Raw genomic sequence first — 22,023 nt, 5'->3', positions numbered from 1 at the left:
GGTCCGCTCCGCCGTACAGGATCAAAAAAACACCCGGTGCTTTTTTATCATGCACCCGGTGTTTTTCATGTGAACATATAAGTCTGTGTCCGCATTCGCACGCTTTGCACAAGCCCGACGGCGATCATGCTGGAAAGCAGCGAACTGCCTCCGTAACTCAGAAAGGGGAGAGTGATTCCCGTAACCGGCATGAGCTGGATGGTCATGCCGATGTTTTCGAAAACCTGAAACATGATCATGCCGACAATGCCTGTGCAGATATAGCTTCCGAACGGATCATGCGTCCGGATCGCCGTCTGAATCATCTGGTAGATCATAATGAAGTAAAGCAGAATGACGACCACGCTGCCGATGAATCCGAAACTGCCGCCGATAATTGCGAAGATGAAGTCATTATAAGCTTCCGGCAAAGTAATGGATGTGTTAAAACTGTGATTGAAAAATTCGCCGGAACCGATCGAATTCAGAGACTGGATCAGCTGGTATCCTTCCTGGTTCTGATATTGGTAAGGATTGGTCCAGGCAAGAAAACGGTCTTTCTGGTGCGCCTTTAAAATCAGATCGATAACGGCCGGGAACTTGATCCAGCAAACGACAAAAAAAGCCAGCCCGCTTCCGATCGCGGCCACGATGCCGGCAATCCACTTCCAGCCGATTCCGCTCACTATAATCATGGAAAGGATAATGCTGAACATGACCAGCGCGGTCCCCAGATCAGGCTGGATAAAAACGAGCAGGAGCGGCGGAAAAGAAACGAGCGCCATCTTTCCGAGCAGGAGCAGGTCTTCATACCGGCCTCTGATCGGGTACAGCTCATGATGCCTGTCAATAGTTGAACCGAGAGACACGATTAAAAAAAGTTTCATAAATTCCGATGGCTGAATGGCGCCGACAGCGGGAATGTTGTACCAGCTCCATGCGCCGTTCGTCGTATTGGCAAGGGGAACCGGCACGCCGAGCTGTGCAAACGTCAGACCGAGCAGCAATATCAGCCCCAAAGCATAAAAAATCCAATGCATCTGTTTGAATTGATCGTAGTCCGCCAGCATGACAAGGAATGCGGCAACGGCGCTGAACGCATACCAGCCGATCTGCTTATAAGCGAGTTCCGTCGCGCGTCCGCCCGATTCGAGCGGAGCATTGGCAATCGAGATAAAGCTGATGCAGGCCAGTATGAAAATGATCAGCACAAGCGTATAGTCCACTTTTGAGAGAAGATTTTTGTTCATGGTGTTAACCTCTTGTTCGTATATTGCGATAAAAATAAGGAGGAGAGGACGCTATATATATAATAATATAGATTAGCGCTCTGCGGGGAAAAAGAATTCGGCGCCGCCGTGCAATGGCATGTGCGGGCCTCAGGCCGGCGGACGGCTGCGGCCCGAGTGAGGCTGGCTGTGGCGGCCCGGCCTGGCAGCAACCCGGATGAGGCTAGGCCCGGCAGCACGGCGCAGCGGGCCAGGCGCGGACCTGAAACCGAGCCGGAAATCCGGATCTGCTGCATGAGCGGCACATCCCCGGAAAGAACGGAGACTCGTCCGACTATTCATGCTATAATATTAACAGCAGCTGAACGATAAGAATTTGCAGGAGGTCTGACAATGGATTTAACTCTTGAGGGACGTACATACGTGGTCATGGGTGTGGCCAACAAGCGGAGCATTGCCTGGGGGATAGCCCGGGCTCTTGATAAAGCGGGAGCGCGCCTGATCTTCACTTATAACAATGAGCGCTTTCGCGAGAGTGTGGAAAAACTGGCCGCCACGCTCGACGGAAAGGACAGCCTCTTTTTCCCCTGTGATGTTACCAGCGACGAGGAAATTGAAGCGACTTTTTCCAAAATTAAAGAGGAAACCGGTGTGATTCACGGCATTGCGCACTGTATTGCCTTTGCCAGGAAAGAGGAACTTGAAGGCGACTATTTGAATACGACAAGAGAAGGCTTTCTTCTGGCTCAGAACGTCAGCTCTTACTCCCTCACGGCCGTGCTGAAAGCGGCCGAGGGCCTTATGACCGAGGGCGGCAGCGTTGTGACGATGACTTACCTGGGCGGTGAGCGGGTCGTAAAAAATTACAATGTCATGGGGGTCGCGAAAGCGAGCCTCGACGCCAGTGTGAAATACCTGGCCAATGATCTCGGCAAAAAAAATATTCGGGTCAACGCCATTTCTGCTGGACCGATACGGACTTTATCGGCCAAGGGAATTTCTGATTTCAATAGCGCTCTTAAAATCATTGAAGAAAAAGCGCCTCTCCGCCGCTCGATTACTCTGGAAGACGTCGGCGATACGGCGCTGTTTCTGTTCAGCGATCTATCGAGAAATATTACCGGCGAAACGATTCATGTCGATGCCGGGTTCAACATCATCAGCATTTGATGAAGAAAGGATCGGATCCGTTCTGAGACGGCTCCGATTTTTTTTATTATCAGTATCTCTTTAGCTTATTTTCCTGCTGTACCCCTCAGATGATGATCGACTTTTCCTGAGTCCGTCAATCTCTTGAAAGACAGAGAGTGTTTCCGCGATTGATAAACTTCCGCACGACCGAAAAACGGCTTCTAATGACCGATAAAACGGCCGTAACGACCGATAAACTCCCTTCGTCGACCGAAAGATCTGGCGTAACGACCGAAAAACGGCTTCTAACGACCGATAGGCTTCCGGCCACTCCGTGCCGGCCGATAAACTTCCGGCCATGGTCGATAACTCGGGCGGCCGGAAAACAGCTGCTATACCGGTCGATAAATCCAGCATCGACCGAAAAGCTGCCTCTAACGGTCGAAAACCTGGGCGCACCGACCGAAAAACTCGCTGCACCGACCGATAAATCCCCTGCGCCGGCCGAAAAACGGCTTCTAACGATCGAAAACCCGGGTACCGCGGCCCGACTGGATACATGAGCTGGGGGATACCCATTTTTTATTCATTTACCCCTGATCCGGCCGCCAGGCTGTTTTCCCGCAGGTGCCGCATTTCCCGGCTTTCCCGGCCGTGGATTCCTCGCTGTTTTGTTCGGAACCGGCCTTTCGCTGCTTTATCTGCCGATAGAGCGCCTGAAGATCCTGTTTATTCATGATTTGACTCCTTCCGATCCGGCGTCGTTCAGTTTATTCCGATTTTGTCGAAAAGGTGCACGGACCTTCCTTTTTTTGCTTTCTTCGGGACGTACGGGACGTCTGAAACTGATCCGCCGATCGTCCCCTTTACGAGTTTCCGGCTGCTGCCGTTTAAAAAAATGGGCGCGGGAGATGTGCCAATCCCTATGTCCGATCCATACAATGTAGGGAAACAACTAACCATGCTCTGATAATGGCAGGAAAGGAAGGATTTTATGGGAAATAAATCGATCTCCAAGCCGATCGGTGAGCTGCAGGACGAGTGCATCCGCGTTCCCAAAGTTTATGATTGGGTCACGGATGCGCTGAAAAAGGAAGTCGAAGTCCGCTTTACCGATGAGCAGCTTGAAAAGATTGAAGAAGCGCTCGAGGATCCTCACCGCAGGCCGCTGCGCATTACCGTAAAGACGCCGAAAATACCGCCTTTATTCCCGCTCGGCGGCGATTCGGAAGGAGCCGCAGGCGAAGGATTCTATTGTGAACAAATTGGTGAAAAGCGCCAGGTGACGGTATCGGTTTCAGGAAAACTTGTCGAAGCTGAACTTGTCGATCTCCTGTTTACTTCTGATATCAGCGTTCTCGTTCTTGACCGGCAGGGAAAGACGATCGTCCAGCAGCAGACAAACGTCAGTATCCTGGAATCTTTTGTTCTCTGCTATCCGGACGGCACCGATCTGCTGTGCCGGGTCTCGAAAATCTGGTCGCGTGTTTCCGGCGGTTCGCTTATTTTGAACGGGCCTTTTAAACCGACCGTAAAACTGGAAGTCATTCTGTGCGTTGACGTTCAGGTCGAAGCTGAAGTCAAGCTGGAAGTACTGGCGAAATACAGCGACCCGAGAGGCAATGATATCAAGCCCCCCAAAGAAGAAGAACACTGCCCGCCGCCGTCTTTCCCGGGACAGCGTCCGGCGATCTATCCGGGATACCTGAAAACGGATGAGGATGAGACAGAAGAAAGCGAAAGCTGAAGCGCGCCGGAGCTCTCCCCCGTTTTTCCCGGATGGGCTTCCCGAGTAAAACGCAAAGTGAAAGCATCAAGAGCGGAAGATGATCCTGCCTTGATGTTTTTTACTTGAGCGGCGCGTTCCGCTGCCGGCCGGCGACTGGTGTCCTTCTGAAAGGCCGCAAGCGGCGGCAGGCCGGAAAAAAATGGGCAGGCAATGATAGGAGACAGCTTTCATATAATGAATTCAGAAGAAGACACTTTAAGGGGGGCGCCGTTTTGGCTGATCATGGGAACACGCTGAGCATGGCTTCGCTGGCCGACAGACAGAAATTCTACCGGGATAAGGCGCTGAGGCTTGAACAGGAAATCATTTTTACCAGGGAAGAGGCGCTTCAGCTCCAACAGGAACTGAAGGAGCTGAAACTGAAAGAAAAGCAGTCCGGCAGCGCGCTTCAGGAAGCCGAAGGCCGCCTCGCCTCACTGAAAAACGATTACCGCGATCTTCTGCAAAAGCATCAGGAAGCACAAAAACAGCACGACGAATCGGAAAAACGGATCGCCGATCTGGAAAAAAATCAACGGTCGGACTCCGATATGTCGATCGAAACTTACCGCTATCGGGTGAAAGGATACGAACAGCTCCTTTCAGAAGTTCAAGAGCAGCTTAATGATAAAGAAAAACGGATTGCCCTGTATGAAAGACGGCTCGCCATCCTTGAAAAGCGGCTGAAAAGCGAAAGGGAGAAGCCGAAGGAACCGGAGGGGCAGGACGTAGAAAGAGCAGAGGGACGGTTTGAACATCGGGCGACCGCACTTTTGGATTATACGTGGGTTCTTGATGAAAGAAAAAGTCTCGTCCGGGGGCAGGTCCTGATTGAAAATACAGGAACAGCCTCCCTGGAATCGCCGGTGCTCTGCTTTTCTTTTCAGCCGGAAGACGCCGCTGATCTGAAAGGACGCGTTTATCGGGAAGAGGATCCGCTGACGGATGACGATGCGGGAGGCCGGATCAGATGGCTGATTATGGACGGCGACGGAACGGGCGGGGAGGAAAGAGAAGGCGAAATCTGGATCCGCCCGTCCGATCATCTTACGATCGCTCCGGGCGAGACGATCGCGTTTAACGACTTCCAGATCCCGTTTGATTATCAATATTCTGAGACACTTCACGTCGATTGTTTCGTTTTTTTCAGCGGGGGTGCCTATAAGATTAAAAGCGCTAATCAGATTCTGATTAACGCCTCATTTCATCACGGTTTGGGCGGCTGACCGCACGGTTTAAAGGGCATCAGCATATAGTGTCACGAGAAACCATCCCAGGAGGAGATAACAGTGTCAGAAGATAAGAAGAAGGAACCAAAGACCATTCACGTGGATAAATTGGTGATCAAAGCGGATGAAGTGATTTTCCAGCCGGAAAGGGAAAACCGGCCGTTTTTCGGAAGGCCCGGTTTTCAGGGCCCTGACAATGAAAGAGGCCGGGTCGCCCGCGATTTCTGGGGATTCCCGCTTCCAAGAACGGCAGAAGAAACCGAGGAGCCCAAGGAAGAAAAGCACGAAACGGAAGAATAATTGCAAAGATTAAATAAAGGGCGGGCCGGAGACTTTGGCTGCGTCCTCTTTCTTTGGGCCTTTCAGGATGGGTGCACGGTCTGGACAAAAAGCCCGTCTTCCTGCCGCCATTCGGCAATCATCACTCGTTTCGGGTCCTCTATTCCTCTGTTTTTTAATTCATCGCGCAGCCACTGTTCGGTTTTTCCCGCTTTTTTAAGATTCCTTTGAATGATGACGCCGTCGCTGATCAAGGTGGAGGGCAGAGATACCGCGCGGCCGTGAAGATGAAAATCGGCTCTTATCGTCGTCTCGAATTCCGGCTTCCTGATGACGGATATCTTTCCGTTCGGCTCAAGAACGGCATATTCAATTTCACGAAATGAAAAAATACTCCGGTCGCGAAGCAGCATCTGAAGGTGATTCATGTCCACTTTATTCTTTTTCAGGACATTCCGGTCAACAATCCCTTCGCTGATCACAATTTCCGGCCGGCTCTCAAAAAAGCCGCGTGAGCGATCGAATTTCAAAGTAATAAAATCGATCAGAAAAATCAGAATGCCCCAGAACAGGATCGCAAACAGTACTTTAAAAATGTTGGCTTTCGGATCGTAAATTGCATCGCTTACAAAATCGCCGACAACGATCATGGCGATAAAATCGAAGGGCGTGGCTTCGGACATCGATGCCCTTCCCATCACTTTTGTGAGCAGCAGCAAGCCGAATAAACCGACCGTCAGCTCGACAATGATCGATAAAAACGATTCCATTTTCCTGTTCCCTTCTTTTTCAGGCATGCCGCAAGGATCGGCTGCGCGGTTTTCAATCGTCGAATTTAGGATGAACCGCGTCATTTTTTTTATTCAGAGCGGCGTCCTTGCGTGGCAGCGCTGCTGTCGGAAAGGGCAGTCATTGATTATGGACAGAGTTTCTTTGCAATGATCGATTCTCTTTCTTGATTCATGAGAGGCTTTTGCGCTATGATAGCGATGCAATTACGCATCGGCATAAAACCTTTCAAGCAGAGCGCTGCGGACATCAGGCTTCCATGAACGCCATGTATGGCCGCCGTCCAGTTCATGAAAGGTATAGTGGTTCGGCCCGGACCGGCTCAGGGCACGATGAAGCATCCGGTTCGGGAGAAGAAAATCCTCCACCGTTCCCCGCGTGGTTTTGACAGCCGTTTCTTCTCTGCCGATGGAGTGGTAAATAGACAAAGCGCGGATGGCTTCTGTGGATCCGATTTGTTCAATGATCCGCTCATTGACGTAGGGAGATTGCATGATGACGCCGCGGAACAGATCGGGCCGTTCCAGTGCCGCCGCCAGCGAGACTGTTCCGCCGAGCGAGTCGCCGATCAATGTGCGGCTCTCGGGATCGGGGTCGATCGAAATCCGCCCGGCGATCTGCGGCACGATTTCTTCGGAAAGCGCACGTAGATAGGAGCGGTTCTTCGGGCCGTCGGGATGGTATAATTGCCGCCGTGATTCCAGATTTTCATAAGGAATGGCGATGACAATGATCGCCCGGATGATGTTCTTGCCGATCCAGTCATCCGCCGTGCTGAAAAGCCGGCCGATCTGCAGATAGTCGCGCCCGTCCTGTGCAATAAGTAAAGGATATCTGCGATCCGGATCGTAGTCCGGAGGGAGATAGCTGATTACGGGGAGTGTTTGCATCAATAACTTGCTTTCGACCGCTATGTCCGACATTTTTCCCTGAAGCTTCATCTTTTTACCCCTCCAACATTCATTTTTTCTTCCATATTAGCATAAAATGGACAACGGGGAGCCGCGCGTTGTTTTGATCATTTTGATGCGATGCGAAGGAATAAAAAACCGGACCGCATTCGAAGAATAATAATATGAGCGACACGTAACGAAAGGAGAAATCTTTTTTTATGAACAAACAAGAATTTACGAAAAGCCTGACGTATGCTCCCGGATTGCCGAAAGATGCCACCTTCTATTCGGGCGATAAAAAGCGGGTTACCTCCCGCGCTGTGGCTGAAGCAGCGGAAAATACGCTGAAGGAACGCGGTGTAACTGTTGAGGATATAGCCGAAATTGTTTTTGATCTGCAGACGCCGTTTATGGCGGGGCTGACGATGGAAGCCTGCATAGAAAATGTGAAAGGGGCCCTTGCCAAACGCGAACTTCAGCATGCCGTTCTTGTCGGTGCCGAACTCGATAAGCTGGCCGAGAAAAAAATGCTGTCCGAGCCCCTGCAGTCTCTGATCGATCAGGATGAAGGCCTGTTCGGCGTCGATGAAACGATTGCGCTGGGAGCCGTTTCCAGTTTCGGCAGTATCGCAGCAACAACGTTCGGTTATCTGGATAAAGTCAAGCCGAAAATTATCGGGCGGCTTGATCAGGCAAAGAAAGGAAAAGTGAACACATTCCTGGATGATATTGTCTGCAGCATTGCCGCCGATGCGTCGAGCAGGCTGGCTCATCGCGTCCGGGATCAAGAGGAGCGGCGCCTTCCGCGGGGAAAATAGAAATAAAAAAACGTGATCCGGAATATCGGGATCCGTTTTTTTTATGTTATAATAATTTTAAATTTATTGTAAACAGACTTGCTGAAATTTTAAAAAATGAGGTGCTGGTGATGACGAATTTCCTGATCCTGCACGGTCTGGGCGGAAGTCGGGGCGGCCACTGGCAGGAATGGCTGTTTCACGAATTGAAGGCAAGGGGGGAGCGTGTCTGTTTTCCCCAGTTTCCCGACTGGGACTGTCCCCGGAAAGCGGTCTGGCTCGCCCGGCTGAATAATATCATGGCGTCCGTCCCCGAAAATGAAAAAACGGTTGTTATCGCACACAGTCTCGGGTGCGTCCTCTGGTTTCACTATGCGGCACAGCCTCTCAGAAGAAAAGTGAGGAAAGCCATTCTTGTCTGCCCTCCCTCGCAGTTCCTGAACGAAAAAGCTATTGAGGATTTTTTCCCGCTTCCCGACAATACGGCATCTCTGGCGGAAGCCGCGGACAGAACGCTTATTGTGACCTCTTCAACTGATCCCTTTTTTCCGCAGAGCACTGTTTCCCAGTATTATAAGTACGGGGTTCCCTGCCTGACGTTTCCCGGTATGGGGCACATCAACGTTAAATCCGGATACGGACCGTGGCCATGGATCATGGATGCCTGCCTTGACGGTTCGCTGCCCTTTCCGGACGGTCCGGCCCGGATAGCGGTGCAGGAAACGCCGGCGGGAAGGACGGGCATCTGAATGAACGGACGGCTGCTTCAGGAGGAGGACCGGTTAAATGAGCAGACTTTATATTTTTGCCTATCAAACGCCCGTAGCGCCTATGGATGCCTATGCGGGGTATTTTGACGGCGTTTTTCATCCGAAACTGGGTGTACTGAATTCTTTTGAAGAACTGACGGATCAGGATTACGTTGAGTTTTTCGGCGGGGGCGGTTTTCTGGAACACATTCCCCGGCGCTTTTTCGGGGATCTCTATGAGAAAATGACGGCCGCCTATGCAAAGCTGAACGGAGGGGAAAAGCAGCTGAGTCTTTTTGAAAAATAATCCGTGCTCATGATATGAAACAAAGCGCCTCATCGTAAAATCGATCGATGAGACGTCTTTTCTGTCTGCTTAATGGGTTAATTTGTCTTGGACAGCTGCCGGTAGGCACGTTCCAGTTCACTTAAAGATAATTCATACAGCTGATGATTTTTGGTTTTATATATGCCTCTGTCCAGTAATTTTACGATTAGATCATCTTTTTTCTGCTCAAGTGCATTCTGAAAATGATTTGGCATCGCATGATCTCTCCTCTTAAATTCCTCTTGACCGGTTCGGGGACGGCAGGACGCGGAAGTGGCCCGTTTTCCGGGCGCGGTCAGTGATTTTGCACCGACCTGAGGATTTCCGCCGCGCGTTCGCCGCTGATGGCAATCAGTTCTTCATATAATTCGTCACGTTTGATATCAAGCTGAATAATTTTTTCAGCTAAACGCCGGACTTTTTCCTGATTCATGATTCTGCCTCCCGAAAAAACTGAACCGCAGTTTTTTGATTTTCCTCTTTCCCCTTTTTATTTTAATAAGAATTTCCGGAGAAGTCTAATAATGTGTCAGAATATATGACAATGTGATTGCGAAGCAGTTTTTGTAGATGTAATATTATCTTACAATGAATGATGCGATGCTTTAAAGCGGAAGCGGAATGGAAAGGGGGGGCCGTTGAATGGCCGCGCATTCTCAAAAAGACGCTTATCTGTTTAAAAAGGTGATTTCAATCGGGACAGTCTGTGAACTGACCGGTCTGAGCGAACGTCAGATCCGCTATTATGAGAAGAGGAAGCTGATATTTCCTGAACGTTCTGATCGGGGCAACCGCAAGTATTCTTTTACGGATGTTGAGACATTAATGGAAATCGCCGATAAAATGGAGGACGGCATGCAGACGTCCGAACTGCGGAGAGAAATGCTGAAGAAACAAAACAAACGGTATGACAATAAATTCAGGGAACGGATGATCCGCGGGCAGCTGAATGCCTATTTCAATAAAAGGGATTAAGCAGCTGCCGCTGTTTGCAACGCCGGGAATCCTCGATGAATGACAGACTTGTTTCCTGCCGGCCGCCGTGCCGGCTTTTTTGTACTGTTGGAAGCATAGATTATTAAGGTGTAGAACCGGCGGCCTGTCCGGCATGAAGGCGTCCCGGTCCTCCGCAACCCGGCCTCGCCGAGCCTTTGGCAGATGAGGCCGGGTTTTTTCCGGCGGGAATTCTATGGCTTTCGCCGCTTCTTGCAGTGTGACATCATTCATTTACAGTTGAGAAAAAATTATTTCTTTTGCGCAGCCGGCAGCGCACATTTTGTTTTGTTCATTGGATTTTTAATAGCGGATACCGTCCCGGTCCGGCCGCTTTATTCTCATTTACCGAATGCTCCGGATTTATTTTTCTTTGCAGCCGAAATATACAAAATGGCTTAATGAAAGGGCTTAAGAAGCGATTAAATAAGCGGAGCCGGGGCGGTGCCGCATAACAGATACGCAGATTAGAAAAAGCCGGATCATGTCCGCGGGCTTTTTTCATCATTCATACTTACGGGACCTGTTTGAATCGGCCGGTATTCATAAATCAATGAAATGGCTGCGGCGTCACAGAATAGATAGATTATAGGCACAAATCGTTCACTGAATTGCCATGATGTGGTCATAACAGATGGCTGAAGAAGTTGTAAAGTAATAAGTGGATGTGTGACATCTGTTACACCTGTAGAGGACTTTGTTATTTTAACCGCTTACAAAAATTCCGGAATCCATTTCCCGGAGAAGAAAAGAGGAAAGAGTATGGATGTATTGAGCCTGGCAAGATTTCAGTACGCGGCAACAACTATTTTCCACTTTTTATTCGTGCCCTTATCGATCGGCCTCGTACTCATCGTGTCAATCATGGAAACGCTGTATGTTGTCAAAAAGAATGAGATCTACAAAGAGATGACTCAGTTCTGGGGTAAACTGTTTCTGATCAACTTCGCCATCGGTATCGTAACAGGAATTTTGCAAGAGTTTCAGTTCGGTATGAACTGGTCGGAGTATTCACGGTTCATGGGGGACGTATTCGGCGCTCCTCTGGCCATTGAGGCGCTTCTTGCCTTCTTTATGGAATCGACGTTCATCGGCATCTGGCTCTTTGGATGGGACCGGTTGTCAAAAGGCGCTCATCTCGCCTGTATCTGGCTGGTCACTGCAGGAACCACGCTTTCGGCTCTCTGGATTCTGACGGCCAATTCCTTTATGCAGCATCCGGTCGGATTTGCTGTTCAGAACGGCCGGGCAGTGATGAATAACTTTTTCGCGCTGATTTCCAATCCGCAGCTCTGGGTAGAATATCCGCATACGGTTTTCGGTTCATTCGCAACGGGTGCGTTTGTTGTGGCCGGGATCAGTGCCATTTGTCTTCTGAGAAAGCGAAATATTGACTTTTTCAAAAGATCGTTCAAAATAGGGATCATTGTCGGCCTTATTGCCGGTCTGGCGCTTGCCTTTTTCGGCCATTTCCAGGCGCAGTACCTTGTCCGGACTCAGCCGATGAAGATGGCGGCAAGCGAGGCGCTGTGGAAGGACAGCGGCAGCCCAGCGGGATGGACGGTCGTTGCCTCGATCAACGCGCAGAAGCATCAGAATTCGGGAGAAATCCAGATCCCTTATTTACTGGACTTTCTTTCCTACGGGACTTTCAACGGCAATGTCCAGGGGATAGATACGCTGCAAAAGCAATATACGGCGAAATACGGAGCCGGTAATTATATTCCTCCTGTTGCAACTACATTCTGGAGCTTTCGCATCATGGCTCTGATGGGCATAGTGCTCTGCGTTTTTGGAATCATCGGCGCTATTCTTGCATGGAGAGACAAGTTGCTGAAAAACAGATGGTTCCTGCATGCGATGGTCGCTTCAATTTTTATTCCATACATCGGCAGCATCACCGGATGGCTGATGACCGAAATCGGACGTCAGCCGTGGACCGTCTTTGGCTTCATGCAGACGGCGGCCAGTGTGTCGCCGAACGTATCGGCAGGGGAACTGCTGTTTTCAATCATCGCTTTTCTGACAATCTATACCGCTCTTGGAGTCGTCATGGTCTATCTTTTTGCCAGGGTCATCAAACAGGGACCGGCGATCGGCAATAAGGACATAGTTGAATCAAACGATCCGTTCGATGGGGAGGGATTTCATCATGTTGCTGAGTGAATTATGGTTTCTGCTGATTGCCGTGCTGTTTATCGGATTCTTCTTTTTGGAGGGGTATGATTTCGGCGTGGGCATGGCTACCCGCTTTGTCGCTCACGGCGAGCCGGAGCGGCGCGTGATGATCAATACGATCGGACCTTTCTGGGATGCTAACGAAGTATGGCTGATTACGGCAGGAGGAGCGATGTTTGCGGCATTCCCGAACTGGTATGCCACTCTGTTCAGCGGTTTTTATGTCCCGCTTGTTGTCATGCTGCTTCTTTTAATTGCCCGCGGAACGGCCTTTGAATTCAGAGCGAAGGTCGGCAGCGTGAAATGGGTGGAGACGTGGGACTGGGCTATATTCATTCCGAGCCTGCTCGTTCCGTTTCTCTGGGGCGTCGTCTTTTCCTCTCTTGTTTACGGGCTGCCGATCGACAAAAGCATGAACATGCACGGCGTGTTCACCAGCTTTGTCAATCCTTATACAGTGCTCGGAGGGATAACGATTACACTGCTGTGTTTCTATCACGGCCTCGTCTATCTCTGCCTGAGAACGACGGCCGATCTGCAGCAGCGCGCACGTGCGCTTGCGTCTAAGGTTTTCTGGCTGCTTGCCGCCGCTTTGCTCGCCTTTGTCATTGTGACCTTCTTTGTCACCGATATCTTTACCGTTCGGGGCGCATGGCTCTATCCGATTTATATATTGGCTGTTCTGGCTCTTGTGCTTTCGCAGATTCTTCTGGTCAGGAAGCATGACGGATGGGCGTTCGGTATGAATGCGGGGCTGATTGCGCTGACCATCGCATCGCTGTTCATCGGACTGTTCCCAAGGGTTATGGTCAGCAATATCAAATCTGCCTACGACCTGACCGTGTATAATGCGTCTTCAGGCTCCTACTCGCTCGGTGTGATGACGATTGTCGCCGTGGTTTTGCTGCCGTTCGTTATCGGCTATTCCATCTGGAGCTACTATGTTTTTAGAAAAAGAGTAACGAGCAAGGAAAAACTGCAATACTAAAGAGAGGATGTGAACGCTTGGCCCTCCTGACAAAGGTCGCGAGTTTTTGCCAAGCCTGTTTATGGATCGCGAAATATTCACATACAAAGGTGCCAAGCGTCTCATTGCTTTAACGGCCTTGCTGACGATCGGGCAGGGGATCTGCACCATTTTTCAGGCGATTTTGCTTGCCGATCTTGTCTCCGGCCTGTTTGCGGGCCGGCCCGTATCGGCGATCGGCAGCGAGGCTCTTCTTTTTTTGGGCGTGCTTGTCTGCCGCTATTTCTTTGTTTTTTTGATCAAACACTTTTCTTACCGTTTCGCCGAACGCACCAGTTCGGATATGAGAAAGAAATTTCTGGCCAAGCTTTTTGAGCTTGGCCATGGATTTATCAGGGGGCAGGGAACGGGCAATCTCGTGACGCTGACGCTGGAAGGGGCGGCCCAGGTCAGACAGTATCTGGAGCTCTTTATTCCTAAGATGGCGGCCAACGGCATTCTTCCGCTGATGATTCTTATTTATGTTTTTACAGAGGACCGGATGTCGGCCCTGATTCTTTTGCTGACCATGCCGGTTTTGATTATTTTTCTGATTCTGCTCGGGCTTGCGGCGCAGAAAAAGATGGACGATCGCTGGGCATCGTACCGCGTGCTGTCGAATCACTTTATTGATTCCTTGCGCGGACTTTCAACATTATGTTATCTCGGGCTCGGCAAACGCCATCAGCAATCGATCGAACGGGTGAGCGACAAGTACCGCGTGATGACGATGAAAACGCTCCGTCTGGCGTTTCTCTCCTCATTTGCCCTCGATTTCTTTACCATGCTGTCGATCGCTTTTGTTGCGGTGTCGCTCGGTCTCAGGCTGATTGACGGTCATATTCTGCTCGACCCGGCCCTGATCGTTCTGATTCTGGCGCCCGAGTATTTTCTGCCTATCAGGGAGCTGGGCCAGGATTATCATGCGACCCTTGACGGCAAGGAAGCGGCGCACAAGCTGAACGCCCTCGCCTCCCGCCCGGAAAAGGAACGTCCGCAGACGGATTTAATCCCGGAAACCTGGTCCGATCATTCCGTACTGGCCCTTGAAGAGAGTTCCGTTTGTTATCGGGAAGGGAAAAAAGAAAAGGCGCTGGATGCCATAACGTTCACTACAGTCGGGTTTGAAAAATTCGGCATCATTGGGACGAGCGGGGCGGGGAAATCAACGCTGATCGATTTAATCGGCGGATTTCTGGCGCCGGCATCGGGTTTGATAAAAATAAACGGGCGGACAGCCGATCTGACTGATCCGAGGTGGCGGAAGCTGATTACCTACATTCCTCAGCATCCGTATCTTTTCAGTGCGTCTCTCAAGGAAAACATTGCTTTTTATGCGCCTGAAGCTACGGATCGGCAGATCGTCGGAGCCGTCCGCTCTGCCGGCCTGGAAACGCTGATCAGTCAGTTCCCGCAAGGACTGGACGAGAAAATCGGCGCCGGAGGAAGACAGCTGAGCGGCGGACAGGAGCAGCGGGTCGCTCTGGCACGCGCCTTTCTTTGCAATCGGCCGATTTTGCTGCTCGATGAACCGACGGCCCATCTCGATATCGAAACGGAGTATGATCTGAAGGAAGCGATGATTCGTCTGTTTAAGGGAAAACTGGTCTTTCTGGCAACGCACCGCCTTCACTGGATGGATCAGATGGATCGGATTGCCGTCATTCAGCAGGGAAGGCTCGCGGAGGTCGGAACACAGGAAGAACTTCTGAAGAAGAACGGTTCATACTGCAGCCTCGTCCGGTCACAATTGGAGGGGATCCAATGAAAACATGGTTTGTTCCGTACATGAAGAAACATTGGCGCGGTCTGTTCCTTGCCGCTTGTTTCAGTGTTGCCGCGCTCCTTTGTGCGGCCGGGCTGCTTTTTACATCCGGATATCTGATCTCAAGGGCGGCTCTCAGGCCGGAAAATATATTGATGATTTATGTACCGATTGTCGGCGTGAGGACCTTTGGCATATTCAGGGCCGTTTTTCAGTATGCAAGCAGGCTGTCCGGGCACGACACGATTCTCAGAATTCTGTCTGAGATGCGGACACGTCTGTATAAGATGCTTGAACCGACGGCCTTTTTTTTCCGTTCCAAGTACAGAACCGGCGATGTTCTCGGTATTCTTTCCGACGACATCGAACATCTGCAGGACATTTATCTGAGAACGGTGATTCCGGGCGTATCGGCGCTGATGATTTATGTCCTTTGGATCGGTCTGCTTGGTTACGTGGATGTTTCCTTTGCCTTTTTAACAGCTTTATACCTTCTTATTCTGCTGGTTGTCTTTCCGGCGCTGTCTCTTCTGTGGAGCGGGCGCAGCCATGAACGCCTTTCACGGACCCGGCATCTTCTTTACGAAAAACTGACGGATGCCGTTCTCGGTGCCGAAGACTGGATGATGTCGGGCCGCCAGAAATCGTTTCTCAGCAGCCACGAAGTTCTTGAAAGTCAGGTCATGGTTCTGGAGCGCCGCCTCCATGCGATGAGAAGATGGCGTGATTTGATCAGCCAGGTCGTCATCGGCGTCTGCGTGATTTCAATGGTCTATTGGACCGGCAGCATGGCTGCGGACCATCGCATGGACCGGACGCTGATCGCCGCCTTCGTCCTGGCAGTCTTCACCATAACAGAATCGCTGGTGCCCGTGTCTGAAGCGGTGGAAAGATATCCTCAATACAAAGATGCGTTCAAGAGGCTGCGGACCATCGAGACGGGCCGGCCCGCCGATCTTCAGGAAGAACCGCCGCAGGCCTGGAAGAAAACAGCGGAACGCATTGATATCCGCGCGGATCATCTCTTCTATCGGTATGGAGAAGACGGCCGCTGGGCGATCCATGACGTCTCGCTGAATATTGCCCAGGGACAGAGGGTTGCCCTGATCGGAAGAAGCGGTGCGGGCAAATCGACCTTGACTCACCTCATCTACGGCTCTCTCGTGCCGGAGCGCGGCCGCGTGACGCTGAACGGAACGCCGGCCCACCGGATCGGCAGCCTGATGCCGAAACAGATATCCGTTCTAAACCAGAATCCGCATCTCTTCGATACGTCGGTGATCAATAATCTGGCGCTCGGCAGCGAGAATGCGAGCGAGAAAGAGATTATGAATGCCGCCAGGCTGGTCGGACTGCACGACTTGATTCTCAGTCTTCCGAACGGCTACGAAACGCAGATGCATGAAACCGGCGATATATTCTCGGGCGGCGAGCAGGAACGGCTGGCCCTTGCCCGGATTCTTTTAAGGAAGGCTCCGGTGGTGATTCTTGATGAACCGACAGTCGGCCTGGACCCGACTACGGAAAAAGAACTTCTGTCGACTATTTTCCGAACGCTGGCGGGGAAAACGTTGATCTGGATTACGCACCATCTGGTCGGGGCGGAGAAGATGGATCAGGTCGTTTTTATGGAAGACGGAGAGATCGTGATGGAAGGGACTCACGACCGTCTGCTGCAAACGAACAGCCGCTACCGCCGTCTCTATCAGCTCGATGTCCCCGAACACCTGAAACAGATGCTCTAGGGACCGGCCGGATAAAGAAGGCCGCTTTATATAAACTCCTTGCAGGAGCGAAACACCGGAGGATACAGACACCCCGGTGTTTTTTTCATCCTTGTTTCCGCAGCTCTTTTTTTTTCGGCAAAGCTGTCCGGATTTTCTTCAAAAGGCGGTCAGCCGCCGGCCGGAACGTTTTCAGACATGTCCGATTCGTTTCCATAACCCGGCGGATTCCGGCGGGAAGGCCGCCCATCCCGGGTGAATATTCAGGATGGTTTTTGCTCATGCAGAGCGATCAATTTCTTAACAACGATTTTTTTTATCTGATGAGCGTCCATTTCTGCGACTTTGAAGGTGACATGGTCGTATTGGAGCGTCGATCCGACTTTGATATTGGGATCTTCCGCAAGCATCCATCCGCCGATCGTATCCAGCCCCTCTTCCTCGATATCAATCTGAAACTGCCTGTTGACGTGGGAAATCAGCAATTTTCCGTCGACCAGAGCCTGGTTTGCGTCGATACGCTTGATTAACGGTTCTTCACCTTCGTCGAATTCGTCGCGAATTTCCCCGACGATCTCTTCAAGAATGTCTTCAACCGTCACCAGTCCGGATGTTCCCCCGTATTCATCGGTCAGGATGGCCATGTGAATGCTTTCCTTCTGCATCTTTTCCAGCAGGCTCCGGATGGGCGTCGTTTCGAGAACGGAAAGGATCGGGCGGACATAGTCATCCAGAGAATGGATTTCCTTCGTTAAAATGTCTGTAAAAATATCCTTGATATTGATCATGCCGATCACGTGATCTTTGTCTTCTTCCACGACAGGAAAGCGTGTGAATTTCTCATTGTGAAGAATCTTAAGGCTTTCTTCAAACGGGTCCTCTTTATAGACGCAGACAATTTCGGTTCTCGGAACCATGACTTCTCTGGCCGTCCGTTCGTCAAAATCAAAAATACGGTCCATATAGCGCAGCTCGCCCTGGCTGATTTGACCGCTTTTATAGCTGTCGGAGAGAGTCAGTCTCAGTTCTCCTTCAGTCAGCGCCCGATCATGTCCCGAATCCGGACGGATTCCAAAAAGGCGGATAACGCCCGAAGAAAGTGTATTAAGAAGCCAGACAAACGGGAAAAGGATTCTGTGAAACCAGATCAGCGGAAAAGCAAGGGCGAGAACAATCTGTTCCGCTTTTTGAATGGCAATACCTTTTGGGGCCAATTCGCCGAGGACGACGCTAAGAAGCGTCACGATAAAAAAACCGGAAAGCGTGGAACAGGTCGCCGACAGAGTCCCGCTCAGGCCGATCCATGTGTAAAACGGCTGAAGCAGATGGGAAACGGCAGGTTCTCCGATCCATCCTAAAATAAGCGCGGTAACTGAGATGCCAAGCTGAGTCGTCGACAGATAAGCGTTCAGGTCGTCGACGATTTTCTTTGCGGCCCGGGCACGTCTGTTTCCCCGTTTGATCAGTTCATCAAGCCGGGTGGAACGAATTTTCACAATGGCAAATTCGGCAGCGACAAAAAAAGCGGTCAGTAAGATTAAAAAAATGACGATCAGTATCCCCAGGGTATCGTCCAAATGATTCCCGCGCACCGCAATCAGTGTGCGGGTGTCACCTCCACACGTATTAGGATAATTTTATTATACATAAACGGGGACCTGTTTTGAATTGAAAACGAAAACAAGATATCGGCGGAATCGGGCTCTTCCGGGACCTGTCACTGATTTCTCCGCTGGGCATAAGGTGTAGATGGAAGGCGGAAATGCTGCAGAGAGAACGAAAGCGGATGAAACGAAAAATGCTCGGACGGAATAGTACCGCCGGGCATTTTTAAATTTTTTTAGCAAACGAAAGCAGCGCCAACGATTATTAAAAGAATGAACAGCACGACAATCAGTGCAAACCCGCTGCCGTATGAGTAGCCTCCGACCGGATAATGAGGTTGGCATCCGTACCCATATCCGTATCCTCCGTAAGCCGCATTGGACGGGTTTCCGCCCAGACCGTAATAGCCCATTCAAGTCACTCCTTTATCACGAGATATGATATTCTATGTTATCCTGGGGCAATTGGCGATGAATAAATGTCCCGGCCGGCGGAGATGTGCGATAGCCCAGATTCAGCAATCAGCTTATTTTCTTTGTTAAAGAATGATTTTTCGGGAAATGAATAAGATGCAGAGGAATGTCCGTTTGAAAGGACACGCTGAGACAACGACTGCAATTTGGAGAAAGGAATGAGTGACATGTATCCCTATTATCCGTTATTCGGGAAAAGAATGGTTTCCAAAGAACAGATTCTGACCTGTCCGCCGCAGCACCAGGACCGTCAGCCCGGGTTTGAATATATGATGAATCCGCTGCCGATTTCGGAAAATCCGGACTATAAGGGAAGCGGGAAACTCGCCGGGAAAGTCGCGATCATATCGGGAGGCGACAGTGGAATCGGCCGTGCCGCGGCTCTCGCTTTTGCCAAGGAGGGTGCCAGACTGTCGATTGTTTATTTGAATGAAGACCGCGATGCCGAATGGACGAAACGGCGTATTGAAGCACTTGGCGGTGAAAGCATTCTGATAAGAGCGGATTTGAAAAATCCTCAGTCTTCAAAGTCGGCGGTTGCCCGGACCGTCAAAAAATTCGGAAGGCTGGATATCGTGGTGAACAATTGTGCGGTCCAATATGTCAGAAACAGTCTGCTGGATATCAGCGACGAACAGCTGATGACGACGTTTCAGACCAATATTTTTTCTTATTTCTACCTGACAAGGGAGGCTCTCCCCCATCTGAAACCGGGAAGCTCGATCATTAACACGGCTTCCGTCACGGCATACCGCGGCTCAAAAAATCTGATCGATTATTCCGCGACCAAAGGGGCGGTCGTTTCATTCACCCGCGCCTTATCGCAGAATCTCATTGATCGGGGCATCCGGGTTAATGCCGTCGCGCCCGGCCCGATATGGACACCGCTGATTCCGGCAACATTCACGGAGGAGAATGTCGGAATTTTCGGTTCGGATATGCCGATAAAGCGGCCCGGGCAGCCGTTTGAACTGGCGCCTGCCTATGTCTATCTTGCTTCGGATGATTCGGGCTATGTTTCCGGCCAGACCCTCCATGTCGGCGGAGGGGAAATGGTTGAATCGTGAACGATAAATAACCGTTTTTTTCAAAACAGGTCTGTTCATCTCTTCAAACATCTTGACAACGGCCTGAACTTCAATCACTCTTACTAGAGAACGGTTTATTTGGGGGATTGAAATGGGGAAAATGGATGAACAAATTATCGTTGTTAAGCGGGACCTGCTCTTCGGCGCAGGGACAAGTCATGATCTGACATTTCAAGGAACGGAGAAGGCTCCGGAGAAAGTTGAAGCGCTTGAAAAACGAATGGCTGCCCGCTACGAAGTCATGCGCCGCGGCGACGCAGAGGAGAATCCGGCCTATAAGCAGCCGATTCCGTATGCCGTTCTGCGCCGCGGCACTCGCTTTTTTACCTATAAGCGGCTCGGCGGAGGCGGCGAATCCCGCTTACACGGCAGGATTTCTCTCGGAGTCGGCGGCCACATGAACCGTGTGGATAAAGCGGCGACTTTTAAAGAGGTGCTCTCGGATAATCTGAGACGTGAACTGGGTGAAGAACTGGAAATCCGCAATGCCGGGCAGCCGGGATTGCGGATGATCGGTCTGATCAATGACGATGCCGCCGCGGTCGGCCGCGTACATGTCGGCGTTTTGATTGTCATCGACCTGCCCGCATCGGCAGAGATTACCGTCCGCGAGCGGGAGAAACTGGAAGGAAAATGGATGAATCAGGACGAGCTTGCCGCTCCGGAAGTCTATGAACGGCTCGAAAGCTGGTCGGTATACGCACTTGACGCACTTGAGCGGCGGAACCTGTAACCGGGACTGACTATACAATCGGTAAAAAGCGGGTGCAGAAGGCAGAACAACGGTTCTGTCTTTTTTTTGCAAAAACAGTAATGCCGCTCACTCCATATGAAAACTTTCCCATTATTCGTAAGATACGTCGGGATTAAGGTATACTACTATTGCCGGACGGGACTGCGTACAGACAAAAAAAGCGCGGCGATCTTTTTCTCTTTCCCGTACGGGAGACAGAGGGTGTTTCAGCCGGGCATTCGCACGGCCGGCACGGAGAAGCACCTGTGCCAAACATAATCAGAGGTGGAATGGGACATGCAGAGAGTACGAAAGGCAATTATACCGGCTGCGGGGCTCGGAACCCGTTTCCTGCCGGCCACTAAGGCGATGCCTAAGGAAATGCTGCCGATCGTCGATAAACCGACGATCCAGTATATTGTTGAAGAGGCGATCCATTCAGGCATCGAAGACATCATTATTGTTACAGGCAAAGGAAAACGTGCGATTGAAGATCATTTCGATAACGCTTTCGAACTGGAAGAAAATCTGATCAGCAAACAAAAATACAACTTGCTGGAAAAAGTCCGCCAGCCGGCTAAAGTGGATATTTATTATATCCGGCAGAAAGAGCCGCGCGGGTTGGGCCATGCGGTCTGGTGCGCCAGAAAATTTATCGGAAATGAACCGTTTGCCGTTTTACTCGGCGACGACATTATTCAGAACGATCCACCCTGTCTGAAACAGATGATGGATCAGTTTGACCAGGTGCAGTCCAGCATTGTCGCGGTGAAAAAAGTCCCGAAAGATGAAACGAATCGCTACGGCATCATCGATCCGTCCGCACAAAAGGGCAGACTGTACGACATCCGCGGATTTGTTGAGAAGCCGGCTGTCGAAGAAGCTCCTTCCGACGTGGCGATCATCGGCCGATATATTCTGACTCCGGCCATCTTCGGCTTTCTCGATAAACAGCAGATTGGATCGGGAGGAGAAATCCAGCTGACCGATGCAATTGCCCGGCTGAATGAAATCGAAAAAGTATACGGCTATGCTTATGAGGGCAAACGTTATGATGTCGGCGAGACACTGGGATTCATTAAGTCTAATATTGAAATGGCGCTCTCGCGGGAGGACCTGAGGAATGCTATGCTTCATTACCTGGAAGACCTCCACCAAAAGCTGGTTAACAAGCAGCTGTGAACGTTCCGCAAAAATAGTGGGGCGGCTCATCGGTCCGGCTCCGATCTAGTGTCTGCCGGCTGCAGCAGGCCTCGGACCCGATAAATTTAAGAGAGTGGTACAGGA

23 protein-coding genes are annotated in these 22,023 nt (G+C 50.8%); 15 read left to right on the top strand and 8 right to left on the bottom strand.

What is annotated here, in order from left to right:
* Positions 1-65 precede the first annotated feature (65 nt).
* Positions 66-1,229, bottom strand: a complete 1,164-nt coding sequence (locus Q6A92_RS07475; RefSeq protein ID WP_274397621.1) for an FtsW/RodA/SpoVE family cell cycle protein — start codon at positions 1,227-1,229, stop codon at positions 66-68.
* 372 nt (positions 1,230-1,601) lie between these two features.
* Here Q6A92_RS07475 and fabI point away from each other — a divergent pair, with 372 nt between their 5' ends.
* A complete protein-coding gene (fabI, locus tag Q6A92_RS07470; RefSeq protein ID WP_332237524.1) occupies positions 1,602-2,378 on the top strand; it encodes an enoyl-ACP reductase FabI in 777 nt (258 codons plus the stop codon).
* Positions 2,379-2,929: 551 nt separating this feature from the next.
* Here the strand turns inward: fabI and Q6A92_RS07465 are convergent.
* Positions 2,930-3,076, bottom strand: coding sequence for a hypothetical protein (locus Q6A92_RS07465; protein ID WP_332237523.1), 147 nt, complete (start codon positions 3,074-3,076; stop codon positions 2,930-2,932).
* A gap of 257 nt (positions 3,077-3,333) precedes the next feature.
* Here Q6A92_RS07465 and Q6A92_RS07460 point away from each other — a divergent pair, with 257 nt between their 5' ends.
* The 3 genes from Q6A92_RS07460 (at position 3,334) to Q6A92_RS07450 (ending at position 5,636) form a co-directional block, all read left to right on the top strand.
* Positions 3,334-4,086 (top strand): hypothetical protein, encoded by a 753-nt coding sequence (locus Q6A92_RS07460; protein WP_332237522.1) that lies wholly within the window; start codon positions 3,334-3,336, stop codon positions 4,084-4,086.
* A gap of 254 nt (positions 4,087-4,340) precedes the next feature.
* Positions 4,341-5,333, top strand: coding sequence for a hypothetical protein (locus tag Q6A92_RS07455; RefSeq protein ID WP_332237521.1), 993 nt, complete (start codon positions 4,341-4,343; stop codon positions 5,331-5,333).
* Between the two features lie 63 nt (positions 5,334-5,396).
* Complete coding sequence (locus tag Q6A92_RS07450) at positions 5,397-5,636, top strand: hypothetical protein (RefSeq protein WP_274397615.1); 240 nt, start codon at positions 5,397-5,399, stop codon at positions 5,634-5,636.
* A 62-nt stretch (positions 5,637-5,698) separates the two neighbouring features.
* Here Q6A92_RS07450 and Q6A92_RS07445 read toward each other — a convergent pair whose 3' ends face one another.
* Together Q6A92_RS07445 and Q6A92_RS07440 are read right to left on the bottom strand one after the other, a co-directional pair.
* The gene (locus tag Q6A92_RS07445) at positions 5,699-6,385 is read right to left on the bottom strand and encodes a DUF421 domain-containing protein (RefSeq protein ID WP_274397614.1); all 687 of its coding nucleotides are present in this window, start codon (positions 6,383-6,385) and stop codon (positions 5,699-5,701) included.
* Positions 6,386-6,610: 225 nt separating this feature from the next.
* Positions 6,611-7,345: an alpha/beta hydrolase gene (locus Q6A92_RS07440; protein ID WP_332237519.1), complete on the bottom strand. Its 735-nt coding sequence runs from the start codon at positions 7,343-7,345 to the stop codon at positions 6,611-6,613.
* A 170-nt stretch (positions 7,346-7,515) separates the two neighbouring features.
* Here Q6A92_RS07440 and Q6A92_RS07435 point away from each other — a divergent pair, with 170 nt between their 5' ends.
* From Q6A92_RS07435 to Q6A92_RS07425, 3 genes are all read left to right on the top strand, one after another.
* Positions 7,516-8,115 (top strand): phosphatidylglycerophosphatase A family protein, encoded by a 600-nt coding sequence (locus tag Q6A92_RS07435; RefSeq protein ID WP_274397612.1) that lies wholly within the window; start codon positions 7,516-7,518, stop codon positions 8,113-8,115.
* Between the two features lie 110 nt (positions 8,116-8,225).
* Positions 8,226-8,843 carry an RBBP9/YdeN family alpha/beta hydrolase gene (locus Q6A92_RS07430; protein WP_274397611.1) on the top strand — a complete coding sequence of 206 codons (618 nt, stop codon included), beginning with the start codon at positions 8,226-8,228 and terminating at the stop codon, positions 8,841-8,843.
* 37 nt (positions 8,844-8,880) lie between these two features.
* Positions 8,881-9,150, top strand: coding sequence for a hypothetical protein (locus Q6A92_RS07425; RefSeq protein ID WP_274397610.1), 270 nt, complete (start codon positions 8,881-8,883; stop codon positions 9,148-9,150).
* Positions 9,151-9,227: 77 nt separating this feature from the next.
* Here Q6A92_RS07425 and Q6A92_RS07420 read toward each other — a convergent pair whose 3' ends face one another.
* Together Q6A92_RS07420 and Q6A92_RS07415 are read right to left on the bottom strand one after the other, a co-directional pair.
* On the bottom strand, positions 9,228-9,386 hold the full coding sequence (locus tag Q6A92_RS07420; RefSeq protein WP_274397609.1) for a Fur-regulated basic protein FbpA: 159 nt from the start codon (positions 9,384-9,386) through the stop codon (positions 9,228-9,230).
* An 80-nt stretch (positions 9,387-9,466) separates the two neighbouring features.
* On the bottom strand, positions 9,467-9,604 hold the full coding sequence (locus Q6A92_RS07415) for a hypothetical protein (RefSeq protein WP_274397608.1): 138 nt from the start codon (positions 9,602-9,604) through the stop codon (positions 9,467-9,469).
* Between the two features lie 209 nt (positions 9,605-9,813).
* Here Q6A92_RS07415 and Q6A92_RS07410 point away from each other — a divergent pair, with 209 nt between their 5' ends.
* From Q6A92_RS07410 to cydC, 5 genes are all read left to right on the top strand, one after another.
* Positions 9,814-10,146 carry a MerR family transcriptional regulator gene (locus Q6A92_RS07410; RefSeq protein WP_274397607.1) on the top strand — a complete coding sequence of 111 codons (333 nt, stop codon included), beginning with the start codon at positions 9,814-9,816 and terminating at the stop codon, positions 10,144-10,146.
* A gap of 780 nt (positions 10,147-10,926) precedes the next feature.
* Positions 10,927-12,330 (top strand): cytochrome ubiquinol oxidase subunit I, encoded by a 1,404-nt coding sequence (locus Q6A92_RS07405; protein WP_274397606.1) that lies wholly within the window; start codon positions 10,927-10,929, stop codon positions 12,328-12,330.
* On the top strand, positions 12,314-13,330 hold the full coding sequence (gene cydB, locus Q6A92_RS07400; RefSeq protein WP_274397880.1) for a cytochrome d ubiquinol oxidase subunit II: 1,017 nt from the start codon (positions 12,314-12,316) through the stop codon (positions 13,328-13,330). The genes Q6A92_RS07405 and cydB overlap by 17 nt, the downstream gene beginning before the upstream one ends.
* A gap of 61 nt (positions 13,331-13,391) precedes the next feature.
* The gene (gene cydD, locus Q6A92_RS07395; protein WP_332237562.1) at positions 13,392-15,116 is read left to right on the top strand and encodes a thiol reductant ABC exporter subunit CydD; all 1,725 of its coding nucleotides are present in this window, start codon (positions 13,392-13,394) and stop codon (positions 15,114-15,116) included.
* Complete coding sequence (cydC, locus tag Q6A92_RS07390; RefSeq protein WP_332237515.1) at positions 15,113-16,858, top strand: thiol reductant ABC exporter subunit CydC; 1,746 nt, start codon at positions 15,113-15,115, stop codon at positions 16,856-16,858. Before cydD ends, cydC begins: the two co-directional genes overlap by 4 nt.
* A 242-nt stretch (positions 16,859-17,100) precedes the next feature.
* Here the strand turns inward: cydC and Q6A92_RS07385 are convergent, their stop codons facing one another.
* Both Q6A92_RS07385 and Q6A92_RS07380 read right to left on the bottom strand, forming a co-directional pair.
* Positions 17,101-18,414, bottom strand: coding sequence for a hemolysin family protein (locus tag Q6A92_RS07385; protein WP_274397604.1), 1,314 nt, complete (start codon positions 18,412-18,414; stop codon positions 17,101-17,103).
* A gap of 263 nt (positions 18,415-18,677) precedes the next feature.
* Positions 18,678-18,854, bottom strand: coding sequence for a YjcZ family sporulation protein (locus Q6A92_RS07380; RefSeq protein ID WP_274397603.1), 177 nt, complete (start codon positions 18,852-18,854; stop codon positions 18,678-18,680).
* A gap of 228 nt (positions 18,855-19,082) precedes the next feature.
* Here Q6A92_RS07380 and Q6A92_RS07375 point away from each other — a divergent pair, with 228 nt between their 5' ends.
* The 3 genes from Q6A92_RS07375 (at position 19,083) to galU (ending at position 21,918) form a co-directional block, all read left to right on the top strand.
* Positions 19,083-19,982 (top strand): SDR family oxidoreductase, encoded by a 900-nt coding sequence (locus Q6A92_RS07375; protein WP_274397878.1) that lies wholly within the window; start codon positions 19,083-19,085, stop codon positions 19,980-19,982.
* Positions 19,983-20,094: 112 nt separating this feature from the next.
* Complete coding sequence (locus tag Q6A92_RS07370; protein WP_274397602.1) at positions 20,095-20,736, top strand: hypothetical protein; 642 nt, start codon at positions 20,095-20,097, stop codon at positions 20,734-20,736.
* A gap of 297 nt (positions 20,737-21,033) precedes the next feature.
* Positions 21,034-21,918, top strand: a complete 885-nt coding sequence (gene galU / locus Q6A92_RS07365) for a UTP--glucose-1-phosphate uridylyltransferase GalU (RefSeq protein ID WP_332237513.1) — start codon at positions 21,034-21,036, stop codon at positions 21,916-21,918.
* The last annotated feature ends 105 nt before the right edge of the window (positions 21,919-22,023 follow it).

The organism is Sporolactobacillus sp. KGMB 08714, assembly GCF_036598985.1.
In the GTDB taxonomy this organism is placed as follows: Bacteria; Bacillota; Bacilli; order Bacillales; family Sporolactobacillaceae; genus Sporolactobacillus.
Note: the sequence above shows the minus strand (reverse complement) of the source record. Positions and strands in the feature narration are given on the sequence as shown.

Coding starts and splice junctions, on each gene's coding strand:
- Q6A92_RS07445 (WP_274397614.1), bottom strand. CDS start 6,385: ATGGAATCGTTTTTATCGATCATTGTCGAGCTGACGGTCGGTTTATTC.
- Q6A92_RS07415 (WP_274397608.1), bottom strand. CDS start 9,604: ATGAATCAGGAAAAAGTCCGGCGTTTAGCTGAAAAAATTATTCAGCTT.
- Q6A92_RS07460 (WP_332237522.1), top strand. CDS start 3,334: ATGGGAAATAAATCGATCTCCAAGCCGATCGGTGAGCTGCAGGACGAG.
- fabI (WP_332237524.1), top strand. CDS start 1,602: ATGGATTTAACTCTTGAGGGACGTACATACGTGGTCATGGGTGTGGCC.
- Q6A92_RS07405 (WP_274397606.1), top strand. CDS start 10,927: ATGGATGTATTGAGCCTGGCAAGATTTCAGTACGCGGCAACAACTATT.
- Q6A92_RS07410 (WP_274397607.1), top strand. CDS start 9,814: ATGGCCGCGCATTCTCAAAAAGACGCTTATCTGTTTAAAAAGGTGATT.
- Q6A92_RS07380 (WP_274397603.1), bottom strand. CDS start 18,854: ATGGGCTATTACGGTCTGGGCGGAAACCCGTCCAATGCGGCTTACGGA.
- Q6A92_RS07375 (WP_274397878.1), top strand. CDS start 19,083: ATGTATCCCTATTATCCGTTATTCGGGAAAAGAATGGTTTCCAAAGAA.
- Q6A92_RS07465 (WP_332237523.1), bottom strand. CDS start 3,076: ATGAATAAACAGGATCTTCAGGCGCTCTATCGGCAGATAAAGCAGCGA.
- Q6A92_RS07475 (WP_274397621.1), bottom strand. CDS start 1,229: ATGAACAAAAATCTTCTCTCAAAAGTGGACTATACGCTTGTGCTGATC.
- Q6A92_RS07425 (WP_274397610.1), top strand. CDS start 8,881: ATGAGCAGACTTTATATTTTTGCCTATCAAACGCCCGTAGCGCCTATG.
- Q6A92_RS07430 (WP_274397611.1), top strand. CDS start 8,226: ATGACGAATTTCCTGATCCTGCACGGTCTGGGCGGAAGTCGGGGCGGC.
- cydD (WP_332237562.1), top strand. CDS start 13,392: ATGGATCGCGAAATATTCACATACAAAGGTGCCAAGCGTCTCATTGCT.
- Q6A92_RS07420 (WP_274397609.1), bottom strand. CDS start 9,386: ATGCCAAATCATTTTCAGAATGCACTTGAGCAGAAAAAAGATGATCTA.
- cydC (WP_332237515.1), top strand. CDS start 15,113: ATGAAAACATGGTTTGTTCCGTACATGAAGAAACATTGGCGCGGTCTG.
- Q6A92_RS07440 (WP_332237519.1), bottom strand. CDS start 7,345: ATGAAGCTTCAGGGAAAAATGTCGGACATAGCGGTCGAAAGCAAGTTA.
- Q6A92_RS07370 (WP_274397602.1), top strand. CDS start 20,095: ATGGGGAAAATGGATGAACAAATTATCGTTGTTAAGCGGGACCTGCTC.
- galU (WP_332237513.1), top strand. CDS start 21,034: ATGCAGAGAGTACGAAAGGCAATTATACCGGCTGCGGGGCTCGGAACC.
- Q6A92_RS07435 (WP_274397612.1), top strand. CDS start 7,516: ATGAACAAACAAGAATTTACGAAAAGCCTGACGTATGCTCCCGGATTG.